The organism is Klebsiella sp. 141162 (genome assembly GCF_050600755.1).
In the GTDB taxonomy this organism is placed as follows: Bacteria; Pseudomonadota; Gammaproteobacteria; order Enterobacterales; family Enterobacteriaceae; genus Klebsiella; species Klebsiella aerogenes.
The window spans coordinates 151,291-171,479 of the sequence record NZ_JAQIRI010000009.1; the positions used below are offsets into that span (position 1 = coordinate 151,291).

The 20,189-nt window shown below is 58.2% G+C and carries 24 protein-coding genes; all 24 read left to right on the forward strand.

What is annotated here, in order from left to right:
• Positions 1-64: 64 nt before the first annotated feature.
• The 24 genes from PGR23_RS20585 to trpS all read left to right on the forward strand — a co-directional run bounded on the left by PGR23_RS20585 (position 65) and on the right by trpS (position 20,153).
• Positions 65-493: a PTS sugar transporter subunit IIA gene (locus tag PGR23_RS20585; protein ID WP_020079721.1), complete on the forward strand. Its 429-nt coding sequence runs from the start codon at positions 65-67 to the stop codon at positions 491-493.
• A 10-nt stretch (positions 494-503) separates the two neighbouring features.
• A complete protein-coding gene (locus PGR23_RS20590) occupies positions 504-989 on the forward strand; it encodes a PTS system mannose/fructose/N-acetylgalactosamine-transporter subunit IIB (protein WP_213317795.1) in 486 nt (161 codons plus the stop codon).
• A 25-nt stretch (positions 990-1,014) separates the two neighbouring features.
• Positions 1,015-1,764 carry a PTS mannose/fructose/sorbose/N-acetylgalactosamine transporter subunit IIC gene (locus PGR23_RS20595; protein WP_015368463.1) on the forward strand — a complete coding sequence of 250 codons (750 nt, stop codon included), beginning with the start codon at positions 1,015-1,017 and terminating at the stop codon, positions 1,762-1,764.
• Complete coding sequence (locus PGR23_RS20600) at positions 1,761-2,621, forward strand: PTS system mannose/fructose/sorbose family transporter subunit IID (protein WP_162182316.1); 861 nt, start codon at positions 1,761-1,763, stop codon at positions 2,619-2,621. The genes PGR23_RS20595 and PGR23_RS20600 overlap by 4 nt, the downstream gene beginning before the upstream one ends.
• A gap of 3 nt (positions 2,622-2,624) precedes the next feature.
• Entirely contained in the window at positions 2,625-3,734 is a 1,110-nt protein-coding gene (dgaE, locus tag PGR23_RS20605) for a D-glucosaminate-6-phosphate ammonia lyase (RefSeq protein ID WP_396279961.1), read from the forward strand.
• A complete protein-coding gene (gene dagF, locus PGR23_RS20610) occupies positions 3,721-4,467 on the forward strand; it encodes a 2-dehydro-3-deoxy-phosphogluconate aldolase (RefSeq protein ID WP_047043821.1) in 747 nt (248 codons plus the stop codon). The genes dgaE and dagF overlap by 14 nt, the downstream gene beginning before the upstream one ends.
• Positions 4,468-4,633: 166 nt before the next feature.
• Positions 4,634-5,218, forward strand: a complete 585-nt coding sequence (locus PGR23_RS20615; RefSeq protein ID WP_015704263.1) for a TetR/AcrR family transcriptional regulator — start codon at positions 4,634-4,636, stop codon at positions 5,216-5,218.
• 21 nt (positions 5,219-5,239) lie between these two features.
• Positions 5,240-6,043 carry a winged helix-turn-helix domain-containing protein gene (locus PGR23_RS20620; protein ID WP_063416117.1) on the forward strand — a complete coding sequence of 268 codons (804 nt, stop codon included), beginning with the start codon at positions 5,240-5,242 and terminating at the stop codon, positions 6,041-6,043.
• Positions 6,040-6,558, forward strand: coding sequence for a FidL-like protein (locus tag PGR23_RS20625; protein ID WP_023322003.1), 519 nt, complete (start codon positions 6,040-6,042; stop codon positions 6,556-6,558). Before PGR23_RS20620 ends, PGR23_RS20625 begins: the two co-directional genes overlap by 4 nt.
• Before the next feature lie 446 nt (positions 6,559-7,004).
• Positions 7,005-7,283: a BMC domain-containing protein gene (locus PGR23_RS20630; RefSeq protein WP_012542984.1), complete on the forward strand. Its 279-nt coding sequence runs from the start codon at positions 7,005-7,007 to the stop codon at positions 7,281-7,283.
• Between the two features lie 17 nt (positions 7,284-7,300).
• Positions 7,301-7,585 carry a BMC domain-containing protein gene (locus PGR23_RS20635; protein WP_002442227.1) on the forward strand — a complete coding sequence of 95 codons (285 nt, stop codon included), beginning with the start codon at positions 7,301-7,303 and terminating at the stop codon, positions 7,583-7,585.
• Positions 7,586-7,597: 12 nt separating this feature from the next.
• Positions 7,598-7,876: a BMC domain-containing protein gene (locus tag PGR23_RS20640; RefSeq protein WP_004146125.1), complete on the forward strand. Its 279-nt coding sequence runs from the start codon at positions 7,598-7,600 to the stop codon at positions 7,874-7,876.
• A gap of 53 nt (positions 7,877-7,929) precedes the next feature.
• Positions 7,930-9,531 carry an acetaldehyde dehydrogenase (acetylating) gene (locus PGR23_RS20645; RefSeq protein WP_047043819.1) on the forward strand — a complete coding sequence of 534 codons (1,602 nt, stop codon included), beginning with the start codon at positions 7,930-7,932 and terminating at the stop codon, positions 9,529-9,531.
• A 24-nt stretch (positions 9,532-9,555) separates the two neighbouring features.
• Positions 9,556-9,813 carry a EutN/CcmL family microcompartment protein gene (locus tag PGR23_RS20650; protein WP_396279962.1) on the forward strand — a complete coding sequence of 86 codons (258 nt, stop codon included), beginning with the start codon at positions 9,556-9,558 and terminating at the stop codon, positions 9,811-9,813.
• Between the two features lie 17 nt (positions 9,814-9,830).
• Positions 9,831-11,012 (forward strand): 1-propanol dehydrogenase PduQ, encoded by a 1,182-nt coding sequence (locus PGR23_RS20655; protein WP_396279963.1) that lies wholly within the window; start codon positions 9,831-9,833, stop codon positions 11,010-11,012.
• A gap of 133 nt (positions 11,013-11,145) precedes the next feature.
• Positions 11,146-14,532, forward strand: a complete 3,387-nt coding sequence (cutC, locus tag PGR23_RS20660) for a choline trimethylamine-lyase (protein WP_396279964.1) — start codon at positions 11,146-11,148, stop codon at positions 14,530-14,532.
• A gap of 85 nt (positions 14,533-14,617) precedes the next feature.
• Positions 14,618-15,565 (forward strand): choline TMA-lyase-activating enzyme, encoded by a 948-nt coding sequence (gene cutD / locus PGR23_RS20665; protein WP_045395444.1) that lies wholly within the window; start codon positions 14,618-14,620, stop codon positions 15,563-15,565.
• 12 nt (positions 15,566-15,577) lie between these two features.
• Positions 15,578-15,976, forward strand: coding sequence for a BMC domain-containing protein (locus tag PGR23_RS20670; protein WP_396279965.1), 399 nt, complete (start codon positions 15,578-15,580; stop codon positions 15,974-15,976).
• Entirely contained in the window at positions 15,973-16,593 is a 621-nt protein-coding gene (locus tag PGR23_RS20675; protein ID WP_396279966.1) for a phosphate propanoyltransferase, read from the forward strand. The genes PGR23_RS20670 and PGR23_RS20675 overlap by 4 nt, the downstream gene beginning before the upstream one ends.
• Before the next feature lie 12 nt (positions 16,594-16,605).
• Complete coding sequence (locus tag PGR23_RS20680) at positions 16,606-17,274, forward strand: hypothetical protein (protein ID WP_396279967.1); 669 nt, start codon at positions 16,606-16,608, stop codon at positions 17,272-17,274.
• A gap of 31 nt (positions 17,275-17,305) precedes the next feature.
• Positions 17,306-17,719, forward strand: coding sequence for a DMT family transporter (locus PGR23_RS20685; protein ID WP_047043812.1), 414 nt, complete (start codon positions 17,306-17,308; stop codon positions 17,717-17,719).
• A 17-nt stretch (positions 17,720-17,736) separates the two neighbouring features.
• Positions 17,737-18,066 (forward strand): DMT family transporter, encoded by a 330-nt coding sequence (locus tag PGR23_RS20690; RefSeq protein WP_004204123.1) that lies wholly within the window; start codon positions 17,737-17,739, stop codon positions 18,064-18,066.
• A gap of 240 nt (positions 18,067-18,306) precedes the next feature.
• Positions 18,307-18,870: a hypothetical protein gene (locus PGR23_RS20695; RefSeq protein ID WP_223683747.1), complete on the forward strand. Its 564-nt coding sequence runs from the start codon at positions 18,307-18,309 to the stop codon at positions 18,868-18,870.
• A 275-nt stretch (positions 18,871-19,145) separates the two neighbouring features.
• Positions 19,146-20,153, forward strand: coding sequence for a tryptophan--tRNA ligase (gene trpS / locus PGR23_RS20700; RefSeq protein WP_045395432.1), 1,008 nt, complete (start codon positions 19,146-19,148; stop codon positions 20,151-20,153).
• The last annotated feature ends 36 nt before the right edge of the window (positions 20,154-20,189 follow it).

A 20,189-nucleotide genomic window follows, 5' to 3' on the forward strand; every position in this document is an offset into this window, starting at 1 on the left:
CACAAATTGTGGCACGCGCTTTGCTCTTATTAGTGCGTCAACGATTCGGCGCCAGGAGGCCACTTTGTCATCCACTGAACCTACCACCCAGTTACCCCAAATTCTGCTGCTGACGCACGGCGGCTGGGGCACGCAACTTTGCGACAGTCTGCGCATGGTGACCGGCGAAATCGCCGGCGTCAGCGAAATAGCGCTTATGCCGGTCGATACCCTCGGCGAGTTTTATCAGCGCGTCGAAGCGGCCGTGCAGGCGATGCCGGCAGGATCGCTGATTTTGACCGATTTTCTCGGCGGCACCACCTCCAACGTCGCCGCGCGCCTGAGCGCGGATTACCCCATCGCCGTCGTCTGCGGGCTCAACGCCTCGCTGCTGCTGGAGGCGTTGGATCTGCGCGAACAGGGTCCGCTCACCGGCTGCGTTGATGCGCTGGTCGAAGCAGGACGCAGCAGCTGCCGCGACGTTGTCGCCCACGTGAACCAGTTAACCTCTTAAGGAGCCCATCATGGCAAAAATCGTTTTATGTCGTATCGATAGCCGTCTGATCCACGGTCAGGTCGTCACCAAATGGGTCGGCCAGTCGCAGGCCAATCGTATCGCCGTGGTCAGCGACGAGCTGGATGCCGATCCGTTTATGAAAAATATCTATTTAATGGCCGCGCCGCCGAACATCAAAGTCGACTGTTACGGCAACGCCAGCTTCGCCGCCGCCTGGAAAGAGAATCAGCTCGGCGATGGCAATGTGCTGGTGCTATTCCCGTCGCTATCGGCCATTCAGGAAGCCGTCCAGTTGGGCTTTGACGTGCAGACGATTCAGGTTGGCGGGCTGGGCGGCGGGCCGAACCGCAAGGCCGTATTCCAGAACATCACCCTTGATGAAAAAGATGTCGGCATCCTCGGCGCTCTGAAGGATAGCGGCATTCAGGTGTTCTTTCAGACCATCCCGGAAGATAAACCACAGTCACTGGACGACATCCTGAAAAAATTCTAACCAGTTGATAAAAAGGTAAAAAACTATGGATACCTTACTTTTTGCGAGCCTGATGGGGTTGTATTACTGGTTCGCCCGATTACGTTTAGGCTATACCTTCTCCGCCATGTTGCTGCAACCCGTGGTGATCGCAGTATTCGTCGGCCTGCTGCTGGGCGATATGAAAACCGCGATGATCATCGGCGCGGGTATGCAGCTGGTCTATCTTGGAGTGACTTCCACGCCGGGCGGCAACGTGCCGTCGGACCCGGCGCTGGCCGCCTGTATCGCCATTCCGATCGCCGTGAAGGCCGGGATGGAGCCCAACCTGGCGATCGCGCTGGCGATCCCGTTTGGCGTCATCGGGGTATTCCTCGATCAGCTGCGCCGCACGCTCAACGCCGCGTGGGTGCACATGGCCGACAAACACGCCGAAAGCGCCAACATGGCGGGCATCATGCGCTGCGCCTTTATCTATCCGGCGCTGCTGGGGCTGGTGCTGCGCTTCCCGGTGGTCTTCGCCGCCAACTACTTTGGCCAAAGCGTAGTGGAAAAATTCCTCAAACTGATGCCGCACTGGCTGACCCACTCCTTTGAAATTATGGGCGGTATCCTGCCGGCGCTGGGATTTGCCATCACCATCATGGTGATCGGCAAAAAGAGCCTGCTGCCGTGGTTTATCGGCGGATTTTTCGCGGTGCTCTACCTGAAGGTGGACATCATGGCGATGGCGATTTTCGGTACCTGCGTCGCCTTCCTGATTAAAGGCCTGGCCAAAAATGAAGGAGCTGCATGATGAGTAGCGATGTAATGGAACATGAACTGGTTGAACGCGCCCGCGAAACCCAGGCGCTGAGCAAAGCCGATATCACCAAAGCCTGGCTGATTTACTGGCTGGGGGCGGAGGTATCCAGCTCCTACGAACGTCTGCAGAGCCTGATTTTCTGCGCCTCAATGACGCCCATTATCAAAAAGCTGTACCCGGAAAAAGAGGAGCAGACCGAGGCGCTCAAACGCCACCTGAACTTCTTTAACTCGGAGCAAACTTTCGGCTCGGTTATCCAGGGTATCTCCATCGCCATGGAGGAGCAGAAAACCCGCGGCGAGCCGATCAGCGACGCTTCAATCACCGGGATAAAAACCGGCCTGATGGGCCCGCTGGCCGGGATGGGCGACTCGATTATCTGGGCCGCGGTGATGCCGTTGCTGATTGCCATTTTCATCCCCTTCGCCGCCAGCGGCAGCGCGTTCGGCGGGATCGCCCCGCTGATCCTCTACCCGGCGATCACCATGGCGATAAGCTACGGACTGGTGCATAAAGGCTACACCCTGGGCCGTGACTCCATTATCGGCCTGCTGCAAGGGGGGCGAATTAAAGAATTGATTTACGGCGCCAACGTGCTGGGTCTCATCATGATGGGCGCGCTGTCGGCAAGCTATGTCAAAATCACTACCCCGCTGAAAATCAGCGCGCTTAAAGGCTCGGAAGTGGTGGTCCAGCAGATCCTCGACTCGATTGCCCCCGGCCTGCTGCCGCTGGCGGCGGTGTTCGCTATCTATTTCTACTTACTGAAAAAAGGGCCGCGCTACACCACCATTTTACTGTCGATAGTCGCTATCAGCATCGTCTGCTCGCTGTTGGGAGTGCTGTAAATCATGAACGGCAATATCTACCAGCAACTGGGCTTAAAACGGGTGATTAACGCCTGCGGCAAAATGACCATCCTCGGCGTGTCCGCCGTCGACCCGCAAGTGATGCAGGCCACCGCGCAGGCGGCGGGAGCCTTCGTCGAAATCGATAAATTAACCGACCGCGCGGGCGAACTGGTTTCCGCCCACACCGGCGCGGAAGACAGCTATATCACCTCCTGCGCCTCCGCCGGTATCGCCATCGCCGTCGCGGCGGCGATCACCCGCGGCGAGCCGGAAAAGGTGGCGCAGATGCCGGACAGCAGCCAGTGGCCGAACGAGATAGTGATACTGCGCGGGCATAATGTCGATTACGGCGCACCAATCACCAGCGCTATCCGCCTCGGCGGCGGGCGCATTGTCGAAGTCGGCTCCAGCAATCTGGCGGCACGCTGGCAGCTGGAGAGCGCGGTGAACGCACGCACGGCGGCGCTTCTGTATGTGAAATCGCACCATTGCGTGCAAAAAGGGATGCTCGGTATTGACGATTTCGTGCAGGTCGCCCGCCAGCATAATCTGCCGCTGATCGTCGATGCCGCCGCCGAAGAGGATCTGCGCCAGTGGGTCGCCAGCGGCGCGGACATGGTTATCTACAGCGGGGCGAAAGCCTTTAACGCCCCAACCTCAGGCTTTATTAGCGGCAAGCGCAACTGGATCGCCGCTTGTAAAGCCCAGCACCACGGCATCGCGCGGGCGATGAAAATCGGCAAAGAGAATATGGTCGGTCTCGTTTACGCGCTGGACCGTTACCGGACGGCGGCACCGGCGCCCGACGCCGCCGCGCTGCGCCCGTACGCCGAAACGATATCCGCGCTACGCGGCCTGCGCGCCGTAATCGAGCAGGATGAAGCCGGGCGCGCCATCTGGCGCATTCGGGTCAGCGTCGACGCCAATGAACTGGGACTGAGCGCCCGTGAGGTTGAAGCCCAGCTACGCGGCGGCGATATCGCTATTTACGCCCGCCGCTACTATCTGCATGAGGGTCATTTTAGCCTTGACCCTCGCACCGTCGGAGAAGGAGAAATGTCGCTCATCGTCACGCGCTTACAGGAGATTACGCAGCATGCAGCGGATTAACTTTTATCGCCAGCGGGTGGCGATTAACGTGCTGGCGAAGGACATCGCCAACGCCCGGGAAATCTATGACGCCGCTGAAGGGCACGCGGTGATTGGCGTACTCTCGGCGCAATTTACCAGCGTCGAACAAGGCGTTGCAGAAGTGCGCCGCTGGATGGCGGAAGTGCCTTCTATTTCCGTCGGTCTCGGCGCCGGCGATCCGGCGCAGTTTTACAAAGCGGCAATGATCGCCGCGCAGGTCCACCCCGCTCACGTCAACCAGACCTTCACCGGCAGCGGCTTTGCCGCCGGGGCGCTGGCGGCGACCGGCGGCCAGCAAACCTTTATTAATGCGCTGGTCAGCCCCAGCGGCACGCCCGGTGAAGTACGCATCTCCACCGGCGTGCGCAGCGCCCAGGGCATTCCGGCCCAGGTATCCTGCGATGCGGCGGTCAGAATGATGCAGGATATGGGCGCGCATGCGGCTAAATTTTTCCCGATGGGCGGCGAAAAGTCGCTGGCGGAGCTGAAAGCGCTCGCCCAAAGCGCGGTAGAAAACGGTATGACGCTGATTGAGCCCACCGGGGGCATCGATCTCGATAACTTTGCGCTGATTCTACAAACCTGCCTGCAGGCCGGCGTCGCGCAGGTCATGCCGCATATTTATAGTTCCATTATCGATCCGCAAAGCGGCAATACCCGCCCGCAAGATGTCCATGCTCTGATGAACATCGTCAAGGAACTGGTCGATTAATCCCCCCGCGCGTGCGGTATAGGCCACTATTACCGCACGCGCTAACTTCCTGATCTGCTGAAGGTCACTGTCAATCTGTGAGCCTCCACGCAATAACGACATCCCGCCGTCCGAAGCGCCCTCTCATATTGATAGCGATCAAGAATAATCATACCGTCTGGTCGGTATGATTCGGGCCATGAACATGGAAGCCCAGCATCGTAAAAAAGACCCCGTCCGTCTGCATCGTCAACTGCTTGAATCCGCAGCGATGATCGCCGGTCGGGATGGTATTGCCGCCCTGTCGCTAAACGCCGTCGCCCGCGAAGCTGGTGTCAGCAAAGGCGGGCTCATGCACCATTTTCCCAATAAACAGGCGCTGATTTTCGCCCTGTTCGCCCGGCTGTTGGCGATTATGGAAAAGGCGATTAGCGAGCTGATGGCCGCCGATAACATCGCTTATGGACGCTTTACCCGCGCCTATTTGCGCTATCTGTCCAACCCGGAGCTGACGGATACCCACGAGAGCCGCCAGCTGATGGTGCTGTCGTTGGCGATGCCGGACGAACCGGTGCTGCGAAAATGCTGGCGCGACTGGATGCTGGATCATCTGGCGCAGGGCGATGCGCTCGACAACGGCCCGACCGGCACGCTGGTGCGCTACGCCGCCGACGGCATCTGGTTATCGGAACTGACCGAAGGGCGCACCATGAGCAGCGAACACCGCCAGGCGCTGGTAAACGATCTGACAAAAATGACGCTTCCCGCGTGAAGCGAGTAGAGTGAGGCCGCGATGCGCTACAACATCAATGCCCGTCTCATTTATGACGCAACGGACGGCACCCTAACATTACCGGGCGGCAATGAGCCGGATAGTCAGCTATCCATTACCGCCAACGCGCTGCTCTATTTCTTTCTTCGCCATACCGGCGTTGTCAGTCGCGATGAAGTGTTGAAAAAGGTCTGGGACGATAACGGCTTAACCTCATCCAACAGCAATCTCAATCAATACCTGAGCATGCTGCGCAAAACCTTCCGCCACTACGATATCGATAACATTATTGTCACCGTGTCGCGCGGCATGCTGCAGCTGAATCAGGATCTCAGCATCGAACTGCTCGACGCCGAGCCGACGCCCGCCGATGCCGTTCTCACATGCGATACGCCTGATGAAGCCGCCCCCGCTGCGGCGCCAACGCCGCCCACCGCTTCTCTACATGCGCGCGGTATGTGCTGGTATCTGGCCGGCGGCTGTCTGCTGCTCATCGCCCTGCTGCTGGTGGCATTTAGTCTCGCCGGCACCCACGTCGCCCGGCCAATCAATCTGACGCTGATGAGCCACAGCCAGTGCGAACTGCTGGCCAGCGATGAAATGCTGCGTTCGGTCTCGGCCACGGCCTATGGTAAGAATTTTGATGAGGTGCGTCAGCGGCTGAAGCTCAGCTGCAAGCCGGGGGAGCGTTTCGTTTTCTTCTACGGCGACCGGCTGGAGACTAACGGCCTGGGCCGGGTATTTCTCGCCCACTGCGCGATGCACGAAGACAACCCATTTAGCTATTGCGATAACTACTTTTACTACTCCTGGAAGCCGCAATGAGACTCGCGCCCCGCACCTTTTTCGCCCTCTCCGCCCTTGCATTTATCGCCGCCGCCGGGTTTAGCGCCTGGCGCCTGCTGCCGGATGCCAACGACGGCGTGATGAGCTGCTCCACCAAAGCGATCATGCGTTTTGAAAACATGGAAAAAGAGAATGTGAACGGCAATATCCATTTTAATTTTGCCGCCAACGGTAACGGTTCGATGGTGGTGGAAGGCTATACCGACTCCGCCGCCGGCTGGCTCTACCTGCAGCGCTACGTCAAATTCAGCTACACCAGCCAACGTATCTCGGCAACCGAACGCCACTACCGCATTAAAAAATGGGAATCCAGCGCCTCGTCCATCGACGAATCGCCGAATGTCATCTTTGACTACTTCATGCGCGAGATGTCCGACAGCCACGATGGCCTGTTCCTCAACGCGCAGAAGCTTAACGACAAAGCTATCCTGCTGAGCTCTATCAACTCACCGCTCTACATCTGCACGCTGAAGTCCGGCAGCACGCTTAACTAACCCGTCCCCTCTGTATCGCCGCGAGGAAAATGCGCCCTCGCTCACGCTCCGTTATTGCCCCCTCTTTCCACGATGCTAAAAGCGCACGTTTTGCATTTAGCTTCGACGCCAAAACTTGCGCATACCCACAATTATCACGTGGCTATATTACTAACCGCTGGCAAGTAATTAGCATCTTATTAACATTCATCTCCCGCCGATAAATAGCCTAAAAAAGCGCCATATCATCATAAAAATCAACACGCATAAAACAGAACGAACAGATAAATGGAAGGCTAAATAAGGCTAAATCACAGAGTAAAAACCTAAAATATTCATCCTCATGGATTTAAATTTCACTTCTTTCCCCATTCCCTATAGTGAACCCCGAACGCCGCTTCCGCGTGTTGATGCCGTTACGCGGACGGTTTTCCCGAATAACAAAACCTGTTCTGGAGGAAATCACGATGGGTGATGCATTGGGGCTTATCGAAACCAAAGGTCTGGTGGCCTGTATTGAAGCAGCGGACGCGATGTGTAAAGCCGCCAACGTCGAACTGATCGGCTATGAAAACGTCGGCTCTGGCCTTGTCACCGTGATGGTGAAAGGCGACGTCGGCGCGGTAAAAGCGGCGGTGGATTCCGGTGTGGAATCCGCGCAGCGCATCGGCGAAGTGGTGACCTCGCTGGTCATCGCGCGTCCGCATAACGACATCAACAAAATCGTCATTAAACACAAGGCCTGAAGGCCAGGAGAACGCAAATGGGTGATGCATTAGGTCTGATTGAAACCAAAGGTCTGGTGGCCTGCATTGAAGCGGCGGATGCGATGTGTAAAGCCGCCAACGTCGAACTTATCGGCTATGAAAACGTCGGCTCTGGCCTTGTCACCGCGATGGTGAAAGGCGACGTCGGCGCGGTGAAAGCGGCGGTGGATTCCGGTGTGGAATCGGCGCAGCGCATCGGCGAAGTGGTGACCTCGCTGGTTATCGCCCGTCCGCATAACGACATCAACAAAATCGTCTCGCATTACAAGATTGCGGACTAACGGAGAATCCTGATGAAAGAAGCGCTTGGTCTTATCGAAACCAAAGGTCTGGTGGCCTGCATTGAAGCCGCGGACGCGATGTGTAAAGCCGCCAACGTCGAGCTTATCGGCTATGAAAACGTCGGTTCCGGCCTCGTCACCGCAATGGTGAAAGGCGACGTCGGCGCGGTCAACGCGGCGGTCGACTCCGGCGTGGAAGCGGCGAAACGCATTGGCGAAGTCGTCAGTTCTCGCGTCATTGCGCGTCCACATAACGACATCGAAAAAATCGCGGCGCAGCACAAAGCATGACCTGACAGGGCGCGCCCCGTCTCCACTCTTTTCGTCTGATGAAGGATAGACTCATGATTGAACTGGATAACGATTTGCAGTCCCGGCAGAACGCGCGGGAACTGGTGCGCAACGCCAAAAAGGCGCAGGCGATTCTGGCCACCTTTTCGCAACAGCAAATCGACGCCATCGTGAAAAACGTGGCCCAGGAAGCAGCGCACCACGCCGAAGCGCTGGCGAAAATGGCCGCGGAAGAGACCGGTTTTGGCAACTGGCAGGACAAAGTGCTGAAAAACCGTTTCGCCTCGCTGCGCGTCTACGACGCCATCAAAGATATGAAGACCGTTGGCATCATTCATGACGACCCGGTAAAAAAAGTGATGGACGTGGGCGTGCCGCTCGGCGTGATTTGCGCGCTGGTCCCCTCAACTAACCCAACTTCTACGGTTATCTACAAAGCGCTGATCGCCCTCAAGGCCGGCAACGCCATTATCTTCTCCCCGCATCCGGGCGCGCGTCAGTGCAGCTGGAAGGCGATTGAAATCGTCAAACGCGCGGCAGAAGCGGCCGGCGCCCCGGCAGGCAGCGTTGACGGCATCACCCAGTTAACGCTCGAAGCCACCTCCGAACTGATGCACAGCAAAGACGTGTCGCTGATCCTCGCCACCGGCGGCGAAGGCATGGTGCGGGCGGCCTACGCTTCCGGCACCCCGACCATCAGCGGCGGCCCGGGTAACGGCCCGGCGTTTATCGAACGCAGCGCCGATATCCACCACGCGGTGAAAGATATCGTCACCAGTAAAACCTTCGATAATGGCGTGATCTGCGCCTCCGAGCAGTCGATTATCGTCGAACGCTGCATTTACGACGAGGTTCACCGCGAGCTGGAAGCGCAGGGCGTCTACTTCATGAATGAAGATGAGGCGGCAAAAATGGCGGCGCTGCTGCTGCGCCCGAACGGCACCATCAACCCGAAAGTGGTCGGCAAAACCGCGCTATACCTCAGCCAGATGGCGGGATTCTGCGTACCGGCCAGCACTAAAGTGCTGATCGCCGAGCAAACCACCGTATCGCCGAAAAACCCCTACTCGCGCGAAAAACTGTGCCCGGTACTCGGCCTGTACGTGGAAGAAGACTGGAAAGCCGCCTGCCACCGCGTGGTGGAGCTGCTGACCAACGAAGGACTGGGCCATACGCTGGTGATCCACACCCGTAATCAGGACGTCATCCGCCAGTTCTGCCTCGAAAAACCGGTCAACCGCATTCTGATTAATACTCCGGCGGCGCTCGGCGGTATCGGCGCGACCACCAACATCTCTCCGGCGCTGACCCTCGGCTGCGGCGCGGTCGGCGGCGGCTCCAGCTCCGACAACGTCGGCCCGATGAACCTGCTCAATATCCGCAAAGTCGGCTATGGCGTGCGTTCGATTGACGAGCTTCGCGCGCCGGGCAGCCGCCCTGAGCCCCAGCCGACCATCGTTACTCCGGCGAGCGATCCGCAGCGCAGCATTCTTGATGACGTGCGTTTCAACGCTCCGGCCAATGCCGCGCCTGCGTGCTCCGCAGGCAACGATGACCGTTTCGCCAGCGCAGGCGCCGCCAGTATGGAAGGTGAAATCAACGAACAAAACGTGGAACGCGTTATTCGCCAGGTGCTGGAGCGCCTCGCTAAGTAACGCACTGATATAAGGCGATAAACGATGATTCTCGCAAAGGTAACCGGCCATGTCGTCGCCACGCAGAAATGCGATGAGCTACGCGGCAGCAACCTGCTGTTGATCACCCGCTTAGATGACAAACAGCAGCCGATGAAAGACCAGATCTGGGTCGCCGTCGATAACGTCGGCGCCGGCATGCACGACATCGTGCTGGCGGAAGAGTACTTCGCGCTCAATAAAGACCGCTACAAAGCGATGTCGGTGGTCGCCATTGTCGAGAACGTGTTTCGGGACGCCTAACAGGAGTGAATAGCCCAATGAGTGAATTTTTACTGAAACCGCGGATTTGCTTCGGTCAGGACGCCCTCTCGGTGCTGAACGAACTTTCCGCCCGCAGCGTACTGCTGGTGACCGATAAAGCGATGGTGAAGTTTGGCCTCGCCGAGCGCGTCACCGCCCTGTTGCGCCAGCGCGGGATCGCCTGGCAGATGTGGGACGACGTAGTGGCGGATCCGGATATCGCCACCGTGGTGCGCGGCATGAAGCTGATGGATAACCACTATCCGGATCTGGTTATCGCGCTCGGCGGCGGTTCGGTAATCGATGCCGCCAAAGCGGTTATTTTCTCCCTGGCGCAGACCCGTCCGCAGGACAACCGTCCCCGTCCGTGCTTCGTCGCCATCCCCACCACCAGCGGCACCGGCTCGGAAGTCACCGCCTTTTCGGTGGTGAAAGCCAATGCGGAGAAGCTGGTGCTGGTGGATGCGTCGCTACTACCGGATATCGCCATTCTTGACCCAGCGCTGGTGGCTTCGGTGCCGCCGGCAATTACCGCCGACACCGGCATGGACGTACTGTGTCACGCTCTGGAAGCCTACGTCTCTCGCGCCGCCAGCGACTTTTCCGACGCGCTGGCGGAGAAAGTGGTGCAGCAGGTATTCCGCTATCTGCCAACCTGCTGGCGCAGCGGCGACAACCTGCAGGCGCGCGAAAAGATGCATAACGCCTCCTGCATGGCGGGGATGGCCTTCACCAACGCGTCGCTTGGAATAACCCACAGCCTGGCGCACGCCCTCGGCGGCGTCTTCCGCGTACCCCATGGCCGCGCCAACGCCCTGTTGATGGCGCAAGTCGTCGCCTGGAACGCCGATTTCAACGGCCAGTGCGACACCCTTGCGGCAACGAAATATGCCCGTCTGGCGCATCTGCTTGATCTGCCAGCCGCCTCGCCGCGCCAGGGCGTCGCCAGCCTGCTGGTCGCCATTCAGGCTTTAAAAGAAGAGATGAGCATGCCCTCCGGCATTAGCAACGCCGGCATTGAGGCGGCTGAATTCGAACGCCGTTTGCCGGAGATGGTCGGCCAGGCGCTGCGCGACAGCTGTACCCCAACCAACCCACGCGCGCCGGACGCTAACGCGTTAACCGAGCTTTATCGCCGGGCCTGGTCCGGTTGCCTGGAATCGCCCGACGGCGCTCCGCTTGCACGGGCCTACGGGTAACAAATAACCGGGTGATCGCTGAGTTATTTGTAGGCCGGGTAAGGCGTCAGCCGCCACCCGGCAGGAATACGGACACTGTATCCACAACCGGGTTGTCATCAGCCGCGGAAAAAGAACATCTGGAGAATACTACATGGCACACTACAGCTTAACGCCGCGCGTCAAAGTGCTGGCAGACCGTTTACGCTCACAGGCAAGCACCCTGTGCACCGAGCACGCCGCGATCCTCAGCGCGCTGGATAGCGATATCGCAGGCATTCCCGCCGCCGTCAAACCGGCTCGCCGTTTCTATGAACTGATGCGCCAGCTGCCGCTGACCATCAGCGCCGACGAACTGATCGTCGGTAACCAGACCCGTAAACCGCACGGGGCGATTTTCCATGATGAAAGCGCCGCGCATCGGCCATCCGTATTCCAGTTCCTCAACCTCAACAGCGATCTCGATTCACCGGACTACAACCTGGTCGTCGAAAAAGGCGTGCTGGCGATTAAGCACCAGTTGGAAGAGAAAACCCGCGCCCTCGGTAGCGCCGTTAGCCGCAGCGGTATGGATGAAGTCAACGGCTGCCGCGCCGCCATCTACGCCTGCGACGCCCTGTTAGCGCTGGCGCAAAATCTGGCCAACAGCGCCGAACAGCTGGCGGCCGCAGAAACCAATGCTTATCGCAAAGCCGAGCTGCTCGATAGCGCGGCCATTCTGCACCACGTTCCGGCCCACCCGGCGCGTAATTTCAAAGAAGCCTGCCAGGCGTTCTATCTGTTCCAGCTGGCGTTACAGCTGGATAACGGCAGCTATGCGGTTAACCCGCAAGGGGCGGATAAAGCGCTACTACCTTACTTCCAACGCGATATCAACAGCGGCGCGCTGAATACCCAGCAGGCCTATGAAATCGTGGAGTGCCTGTGGTTCAAGCTGGCTGAACTGAGCGAAGTCCGCGCCGCCTGCGCCATTGACGGCTATCCGATGCTCGACGCCATACTGCACGGCGCCTCTTTTGATAACGCCGAAGTGAACGAACTCTCGGCGATGTTTATCAGCGCCCAGCGCAACCTCAGCGCGCTGAATCTGCCGGTACGTCTGTTTAGCGGCGCGCAACAGGTCAGCCACGCGCCTTTCGCCGCCTGTGCCGACACGCCGGCGATGGAAGGCTTAACTCCGCGTATGCAGCGCCTGCGTAACCACTACCTGACGGTACGCCCGAGCGTCTCTATCTACCGCGCGCTGGCCTTTACTGAAGTGGTCAAAGCCAACCCGGGCATGCCAACCATTCTGCTACGGGCGAAAGCCTTCCGCCACGCCTGCGAAACCGCGCCGATTCTGATTCAGGACGATGAGCTGATCGTCGGCCATCCGTGCGGCAAGCCGCGCGCGGGCGCCTTCTCGCCGGATATCGCCTGGCGCTGGGTGCGCGATGAGCTCGACACCATGAGCACCCGTCCGCAGGATCCGTTTGAAATCAGCGAAGCGGATAAAAAAACCATTCGCGAAGAGATCGTCCCGTTCTGGGAAGGCCGTTCGCTGGATGAGATTTGCGAAGCGCAATACCGTGAGGCCGGCGTCTGGGCCTTCAGCGGCGAGACCTTCGTCAGCGACCTCTCCTATCACCAGATTAACGGCGGCGGCGATACCTGCCCGGGCTACGACGTGCTGCTGTTCACCAAAGGGATGAACGGCATTAAAGCCGATGCCGAGGCGCATCTGGCCAACCTGAGCATGGAAAACCCGGAAGATATCGACCGTATCTACTACTACAAAGCGGCGATTGAAACCTGTGAAGGGGTGGTCAACTACGCCCGCCGCATCGCCGCCCACGCCCGCGAACTGGCGGCTAAAGAGCAAAACGCCCAGCGCCGCGCCGAACTGCTGACCATCGCCGACGTCAACGAAAACGTGCCGGCCAATCCGCCGAAGACCCTGCAGGAAGCGCTGCAGAGTATCTGGACCGTCGAGTCACTGTTTGAAATCGAAGAGAACCAGACCGGGCTGTCGCTGGGGCGCGTCGACCAGTACTGCTACCCGATGTTCGAAGCCGATATCCGCGAAGGCCGTCTGACCCACGACAGCGCGCTGGAGCTGCTGCAGGCGTTCATCATCAAATGTGCCGAACTGATGTGGATGTCGAGCGAGCTGGGAGCGAAATATTTCGCAGGTTATCAGCCGTTTATCAACCTCACCGTTGGTGGCCAGAAACGTAGCGGCGGCGATGCCTGTAACGATCTGACCTACCTGATTATGGACGCGGTGCGCTTTGTGAAGGTTTATCAGCCGTCGCTGGCCTGCCGTATCCACAACCAGTCGCCGCAGAAATACATGGAAAAAATCGTCGACGTGGTGAAAGCAGGAATGGGCTTCCCGGCCTGCCACTTTGATGACTCCCACATCAAGATGATGCTGCGCAAAGGCTTCGATTTTGAAGACGCCCGCGACTACTGCCTGATGGGCTGCGTTGAGCCGCAAAAATCCGGGCGCATCTACCAGTGGACCTCCACCGGCTACACCCAGTGGCCTATCGCTATCGAATTCGTGCTCAACCGCGGGCGGATGGTGCTGTTCGATAGCTATCAGGGGCTGGATACCGGCGACCTGCGCGACCTGCGCACCTTCGAAGATTTCGACGCGGCGGTGAAACAGCAGATCGCCCACATCGTGCGCCTGTCGGCCATCGGCACCGTCATCAGCCAGCGCGTCCACCGCGATGTGGCGCCGAAGCCGCTGATGTCGCTGCTGGTCGAAGGCTGCATGGAGAGCGGCAAAGATGTCGCCGCAGGCGGCGCGATGGTCAACCACGGTCCGGGGCTGATTTTCTCCGGCCTGGCGACCTACGTCGACTCGATGGCAGCGATCCGCAAGCTGGTGTTCGAAGAGAAGAAATACACCCTTGAGCAGATCCGCGATGCGCTGCTGGCCAACTTTGAAGGTTACGAAGCGCTGCGCCGCGACTGCCTGAACGCGCCGAAATACGGTAACGACGATAACTACGTCGACCAGTACGCGCTGGATATTACCGAATGGACCGAGAAAGAGTGCCGTAAATACAAAATGCTCTACTCGACCCTGAGCCACGGCACCCTGTCTATCTCCAACAATACGCCAATCGGCGAGCTGACCAACGCCACGCCTAACGGCCGCCTGGCGTGGATGCCGCTCTCCGACGGCATCAGCCCGACTCAGGGCGCGGATAAACAAGGCCCGACGGCGATTATCAAGTCGGTCAGCAAGATGAACGTGGAAACCATGAACATCGGCATGGTGCACAACTTCAAGTTCCTCAAAGGGCTGCTGGATACCCCGGAAGGTCGCCACGGCTTGATTACCTTGCTGCGTACCGCCTCGATTCTCGGCAACGGCCAGATGCAGTTCAGCTACGTCGATAACGAAGTACTGAAGAAGGCGCAGCAGGAGCCGGAGAAATACCGCGACCTGATCGTTCGCGTCGCCGGCTACAGCGCCTACTTCGTTGAGCTGTGCAAAGAGGTCCAGGACGAGATCATCAGCCGAACGGTGATTGAGAAGTTCTAGTTCTCTTAAAGAGAATTAAATGAGCTGTATTTGAGAAATAACCGGAAGTTCTCCGTCCCGTAACGGGACGGAGCGGGAGGCAAGCGTGATCGCAAAACAAGAATTAACGGGCCGAATTTTCAATATCCAGAAATATTCGATCTATGACGGCGATGGCATTCGCACGCTGGTGTTTTTTAAGGGCTGCAACATTCGCTGCCCGTGGTGCGCCAACCCGGAAGGGCTGAGCAGCCAGTTCCAGGTGATGTTCTCGCACGACAAATGCATTAACTGCGGCGACTGCGTCAGCGTCTGTCCGGCGGGTATTCATTATCGGGCGGAAGAAAACGGCGAAATGAAGCACTTCGTCGACCGCAACAAAGACTGCATCGGCTGTCGCAAATGCGAAGAGATTTGCACCCAGAACGCGCTGGACATTATGGGCAAGGACGTCACCGTCAGCGAGCTGATGGAGATCATCATGCAGGACTACGACTTCTACATCTCCTCCGGCGGCGGCGTGACCATCGGCGGCGGCGAAATGAGTCTGCAGACCGATTTTGCCGTCGCCTTATTTAGCGAATGCAAAAAGATGATGATTAACACCGCCGTCGAAACCCAGGGGACCACCCCGCTTGCCAACTACCAGAAGCTGGCGCCGGTCACCGACACCTTCTTGTTCGACATAAAGCAGATTAACAGCGAACACCACAAGGCGATGCTCGGCATCGGCAACGAAGGGATCCGCCGCAATCTCGAATGGCTGGTGGATTCCGGCGCCAATGTGATTGTGCGCATGCCGCTCATTCGCGGCTACAACGACTCATTCGACGCCATTACCGGCGCCATTGATTACGTACAGAAGCTGGCGAAGCGCGGGAATATCCGCCGCATCGACATGCTGCCGTACCACCAGTTGGGGCGCAAAAAATACGAACGCCTGGATATGCCCTACCCGATTACCCAGGACCCGTCTTATTCACCGGACGAACTGGACCGGCTGGAAACCTTCTTCCAGCAATTTGATTTTGATATTCGCTTAGTCCGCCATTAACAGGAGCCGACCATGAAAAGTTTAGGCGTAATTGAAACGCGAGGATGGGTCGCCGCCATTCAGGCCGTCGACGCCGCCTGTAAAGCTGCGGGAGTGACCTGCATTGGCTATCGCAAACCAGGCTCCGGGCTGGTGAGCGTCTGCTTTGAAGGGGAAATCAGCGCCATCCACACCGCTATCGAGCGCGGCGTGGCGGTGGCTGGCGCCGAGCACACCGTGAAGTCGCTGGTCATTGCCCGCCCGGAGCGCTGCGTGGTTGAAGCGTTAAGCAACCTCAAAGGCAACCCGTCGCCTGCGAAAAAAGCGGCCGAGCCTGTGGTTATCGCCGCCCCGGAACCCATCGTTCCGCCTGCCGCCCCGAACGAAGCGGAAGATAAGCATCCGGCGCTGAAGAAAGGGAAGAAGTCATGATCGACACCTTGCTTCGCGAAAAAATCACCGTTCGCCTGAGCGCAACGGCGCCGGCGATCCCGGTGGGGATCTCCAACCGCCACGTTCATCTCGCGCAAAAGGACGTCGAGGCGCTATTCGGCAAAGGCTACAGCCTGACGCCGTTCAAACCGCTGCGCCAGCCGGGGCAGTTCGCCGCCCAGGAGTGCGTGACCGTTGTCGGGCCGAAGGGCTCGCTGACCAACGTCCGCGTGCTGGGGCCAACCCGCCCGCTATCGCAGCTGGAAGTGTCGCGCGCCGACTGCTTCACGCTGGGGATTAAGGCGCCAGTTCGTGAGTCCGGCCAGCTGGAGAATGCCGGCAGCGCGCTGCTGATTGGGCCCGCTGGCCACGTTGAACTCCATTCGCAGGTGATCTGCGCCTGGCGCCATATTCATATGTCGCCGCAGGACGCGCGCCGACTCAACGTTAGCAATGGCCAGAAGGTCAGCGTGCGCAGCAACGGCGAGCGCCAGCTGACTTTCGATGAAGTGGTGGTGCGGGTGCGCGATGACTTCGCGCTGGAGTTTCACATTGACACCGAAGAAGCCAATGCCGCCGGGTTGAAAAACGGCGCGCAGGTGACGCTCATCGGCTAACGGAGGCTCGCCATGACCGACGAACAGATTGAAGGTTTAGTCGCGCGGATTTTACAGCGCCTGCAACCGCCGGTACTGGTGATGGTGACCGCCGCTGACGGCTACCGCGCGGCAATCCGCCAGCGCCTGGCAAGCTGCGGCTACCCGCTGCGCCTCGCGCTGGAGGATGGTCTCGCCGACGCCGCCGCATGGCGAGAGGTAGGCGAGATTATCCCGTCATCGGCCTGGCAGGATGCCCTGCCGTCGGCGCCGTGGCGGGCGGTACTGCTGCCGTTTCTCGATTACCCGCTGGCTTCAGACCTGCTGAACGGCACGCGCAGCAGCCCGCTCGCCCGCTGCGCGCACGAGGCGCTGCTGAAGGGTATTCCCGTGCTGGCGCTGCGCTATCACTGCGATCCGCTCAGCGAACTCAACCAGCTACGCGGCGCGCAGGCCGACAGCGCCTATACCGGGCATCTGCAGGCCACGCTGGCTCGTCTGGAAGCCTGCGGCGTCTTCCTCGGCACCATGAATGAGCTGCTGGCGACGCTGGACGCGCCCACCGCGCCTGCCGCCACCAGCAGCGAACCGCGCCGTTATCTCACCGTCACAGACGTGGTGAATAATCCGGCGCTGGCGGCGGCTCCGCACGCGCAGCTGACCGATGCGGCCATTGATTATTTAAAAAACAGAAAGATATGACCTTACCCAACTATGAACCTGGAGCTTAACGATGTCTTCGAAAACAAAATGCTGGTTATGGATGCTGCTGGTTATCCTCTCCGAAACCTCAGCAACCTCGACGTTAAAAATGTTCGGTAGCAGCGAAGGCAGCACAAAAATGCTGCTGCTCGGCCTGCTGATTGCGCTCTACTGCACCTGCTATTACTCGCTCTCAAGGGCGGTGAAAGATATCCCGGTCGGCCTGGCGTACGCCACCTGGTCCGGCACCGGTATCCTGGTGGTTTCGACGCTGGGAATGGCATTCTACGGCCAGCACCCGGATACCGCCGCCATCATCGGCATGGCGGTGATCGCCAGCGGCATCGTTATCATGAACCTGTTCTCGAAGATGGGTTCCGAAGAGAGCGAAGAGGCTGCACCCGTCACGCCAGTCGCCTCCATGGATAAGAAAATCGCCAACTAACAGGAAAGGAATACCCTATGTTTAATCTCGGATTTTTATGGCTGGCGCTGTCTATCGGCTCCGAAATCACCGGCACCTCGATGATCAAAAAGACCAACGGCTTCAGCAAGCTGGCGCCTTCAGTGCTGGTGGTCTGCGCCTACGGCCTGTGCTACTTCGCCCTCACCCGCGCGATGAGCACCATCCCGGTGGGCGTAGCCTACTCGCTGTGGTGCGGCTTCGGTATCGTCGGCGTGACGATCTGCTCCATGATCCTCTATAAGCAGAAGCCGGACCTGGCGGCCATTATCGCCATGGCGCTAATTATCTCCGGCGGCGTGATCATGAACGTCTTCTCGACCATGTAACAACGGTTTGTTTATCTTGCCGGGCGGCGGCTACGCCTTGCCCGGCTCATTCACCATGCTGGGTGAGAGCCGTGATTTACATGGACATCGCCTCGGCATTTGTCGGTAGCGCGATTCCGGGCACCATCAGGCCCCTCAGAATATGACATAATCAGGGAAGTATCTTTTGGCTTAATTCAATCGCTTCCATTCACTGGGCTCCATTGCTCCACAATGATGAAATATATTAAGAAGAGCCTCGTGTTGAGCGCTATCATCAAGAAAAAACTGGCAACCAGCGATCTGCAACACCTGGAACAACTAAAGGATCGGTTAAAAAGCCGATTCGGCGCGGCGCCTGGTATACACATGGCCGGTATTCCTATCGCGATCAGCATGATACTTGCTATCTTTTGCTACGCGATGCCCCAGGTTTATGTATGGATGCTACTCTTTCGCTGGTTAGGAATACCTGAATACAAAGTACTGATGGGCGTTTTTTTTGCAGCGATCGTATATTGCGTAGTTATCATGACTACAACGTTACTGACTGCTCGAGGCTCTTTAAACGGATATAAATTACATCTGATTATTATCACGATGACAGGAATAACTAGCATTATCTACTTTATCGGTTCCTGGTTTTCATTTTTATTCGGCACGGTAGACAATTATACGCCACAGATAACATCTGCTTTAGGTTTGATGTTTTTCTGCCTGAATATCATGTGGATGAATTCATCATCATTTTACCAGTCGATCGTCTTGACGTTACATAACCGCGTATGGCGTAAGCAATTGAAAATTGAAGAACAGCATATGTGATCCTCCCAGTCAGAGGTACCAAATTCAGCAAAACCTGCTTACGAGCAGGATTTCAGATTGCTGAATAATACTTTGTATGCAACAGGTTTACCCCGCCGTGATTTCGTGGCAGGATAAAAAGATGAACAGAAACGTTATCGTTACCTACCCCCGTCGTTGGTGGCTGCCTGCATAACAGGCGGCACGATACACGTTTCCATTTTCAAAGCCGCCGGAAGGCGGCTTTGTTATTTTCAGGACGTCTTTCGGCTGAACAGTCTGATAAGGAGTCCCTGATGAACCATCCACAAACCATCCTCACCGGCGACCGCCCGACCGGCCAACTACATCTTGGCCACTACGTCGGCTCGCTGCGCCAGCGCGTCGCGCTGCAGCACGACCACCAGCAGTTTATCCTGATCGCCGACCTGCAAGGGCTCACCGATAACGGCAGCAACCCGCAAAAAATCAGCCACCATATCCTCGAAGTCATGGCCGATTATCTGGCCGTCGGCATCGACCCCAGGCTCACCACGATTTGCCTGCAGTCCGCTCTGCCCGCGCTGGCGGAGCTCAGCGCGCTGTATATGAATATCGTCACCGTCGCCCGCGTGGAACGTAATCCGACGGTAAAAAATGAGATTGCCCAGAAGGGATTTGCCCGTTCGCTGCCGGTTGGCTTTCTCGCCTATCCGATTAGCCAGGCCGCCGATATCACCGCCTTCAAGGCCGAGCTGGTGCCGGTGGGCGACGATCAGCTACCGATGATTGAGCAGACCAACGAAATCGTCCACAAAATGAATAGCCTCACCGGCGAACCGGTATTGCGCCACTGCAAAGCGCTACTCAGCGAAGTGAGCCGCCTGCCGGGCGTCGACGGTAATGCCAAAATGTCGAAATCGCTGGGCAATACGCTGACGTTATCGGCCAGTGAAGAGGAGATTCACCGCGCGGTCAGCGCGATGTATACCGACCCGACACACCTGAGAGTCAGCGATCCGGGGCATGTCGACGGCAACGTAGTGTTCACCTATCTCGACGCTTTCCATAGCGATAAGGCGCTGGTTGCTGAGATGAAAGCCCACTATCAGCGCGGCGGGCTGGGCGATCGCCAGTGTAAGAATGAACTGGAAACCTGCTTGCAGGAGCTACTGGCGCCGATCCGCGAACGCCGGGCCACTTACAGTCAGGATAAAGGAATGCTGCTGGAATTGTTGCGTCAGGGCAGCGAACGCGCCCACCAGCTCACGCAGCGGACGCTGCATGAAGTGAAGCGCGGGCTGGGGCTGCCGGTGCTGTTCTGAGCTTCAGAACCCTGCCCCGGTCGCGCTACGCTGCCG

Bases quoted from the DNA above. Each gene is read 5' to 3' on its own strand.
- PGR23_RS20590 (WP_213317795.1), top strand. From the start codon at position 504: ATGGCAAAAATCGTTTTATGTCGTATCGATAGCCGTCTGATCCACGGT.
- PGR23_RS20595 (WP_015368463.1), top strand. From the start codon at position 1,015: ATGGATACCTTACTTTTTGCGAGCCTGATGGGGTTGTATTACTGGTTC.
- PGR23_RS20600 (WP_162182316.1), top strand. From the start codon at position 1,761: ATGATGAGTAGCGATGTAATGGAACATGAACTGGTTGAACGCGCCCGC.
- dgaE (WP_396279961.1), top strand. From the start codon at position 2,625: ATGAACGGCAATATCTACCAGCAACTGGGCTTAAAACGGGTGATTAAC.
- dagF (WP_047043821.1), top strand. From the start codon at position 3,721: ATGCAGCGGATTAACTTTTATCGCCAGCGGGTGGCGATTAACGTGCTG.
- PGR23_RS20615 (WP_015704263.1), top strand. From the start codon at position 4,634: ATGATTCGGGCCATGAACATGGAAGCCCAGCATCGTAAAAAAGACCCC.
- PGR23_RS20620 (WP_063416117.1), top strand. From the start codon at position 5,240: ATGCGCTACAACATCAATGCCCGTCTCATTTATGACGCAACGGACGGC.
- PGR23_RS20625 (WP_023322003.1), top strand. From the start codon at position 6,040: ATGAGACTCGCGCCCCGCACCTTTTTCGCCCTCTCCGCCCTTGCATTT.
- PGR23_RS20630 (WP_012542984.1), top strand. From the start codon at position 7,005: ATGGGTGATGCATTGGGGCTTATCGAAACCAAAGGTCTGGTGGCCTGT.
- PGR23_RS20635 (WP_002442227.1), top strand. From the start codon at position 7,301: ATGGGTGATGCATTAGGTCTGATTGAAACCAAAGGTCTGGTGGCCTGC.
- PGR23_RS20640 (WP_004146125.1), top strand. From the start codon at position 7,598: ATGAAAGAAGCGCTTGGTCTTATCGAAACCAAAGGTCTGGTGGCCTGC.
- PGR23_RS20645 (WP_047043819.1), top strand. From the start codon at position 7,930: ATGATTGAACTGGATAACGATTTGCAGTCCCGGCAGAACGCGCGGGAA.
- PGR23_RS20650 (WP_396279962.1), top strand. From the start codon at position 9,556: ATGATTCTCGCAAAGGTAACCGGCCATGTCGTCGCCACGCAGAAATGC.
- PGR23_RS20655 (WP_396279963.1), top strand. From the start codon at position 9,831: ATGAGTGAATTTTTACTGAAACCGCGGATTTGCTTCGGTCAGGACGCC.
- cutC (WP_396279964.1), top strand. From the start codon at position 11,146: ATGGCACACTACAGCTTAACGCCGCGCGTCAAAGTGCTGGCAGACCGT.
- PGR23_RS20670 (WP_396279965.1), top strand. From the start codon at position 15,578: ATGAAAAGTTTAGGCGTAATTGAAACGCGAGGATGGGTCGCCGCCATT.
- PGR23_RS20675 (WP_396279966.1), top strand. From the start codon at position 15,973: ATGATCGACACCTTGCTTCGCGAAAAAATCACCGTTCGCCTGAGCGCA.
- PGR23_RS20680 (WP_396279967.1), top strand. From the start codon at position 16,606: ATGACCGACGAACAGATTGAAGGTTTAGTCGCGCGGATTTTACAGCGC.
- PGR23_RS20685 (WP_047043812.1), top strand. From the start codon at position 17,306: ATGTCTTCGAAAACAAAATGCTGGTTATGGATGCTGCTGGTTATCCTC.
- PGR23_RS20690 (WP_004204123.1), top strand. From the start codon at position 17,737: ATGTTTAATCTCGGATTTTTATGGCTGGCGCTGTCTATCGGCTCCGAA.
- trpS (WP_045395432.1), top strand. From the start codon at position 19,146: ATGAACCATCCACAAACCATCCTCACCGGCGACCGCCCGACCGGCCAA.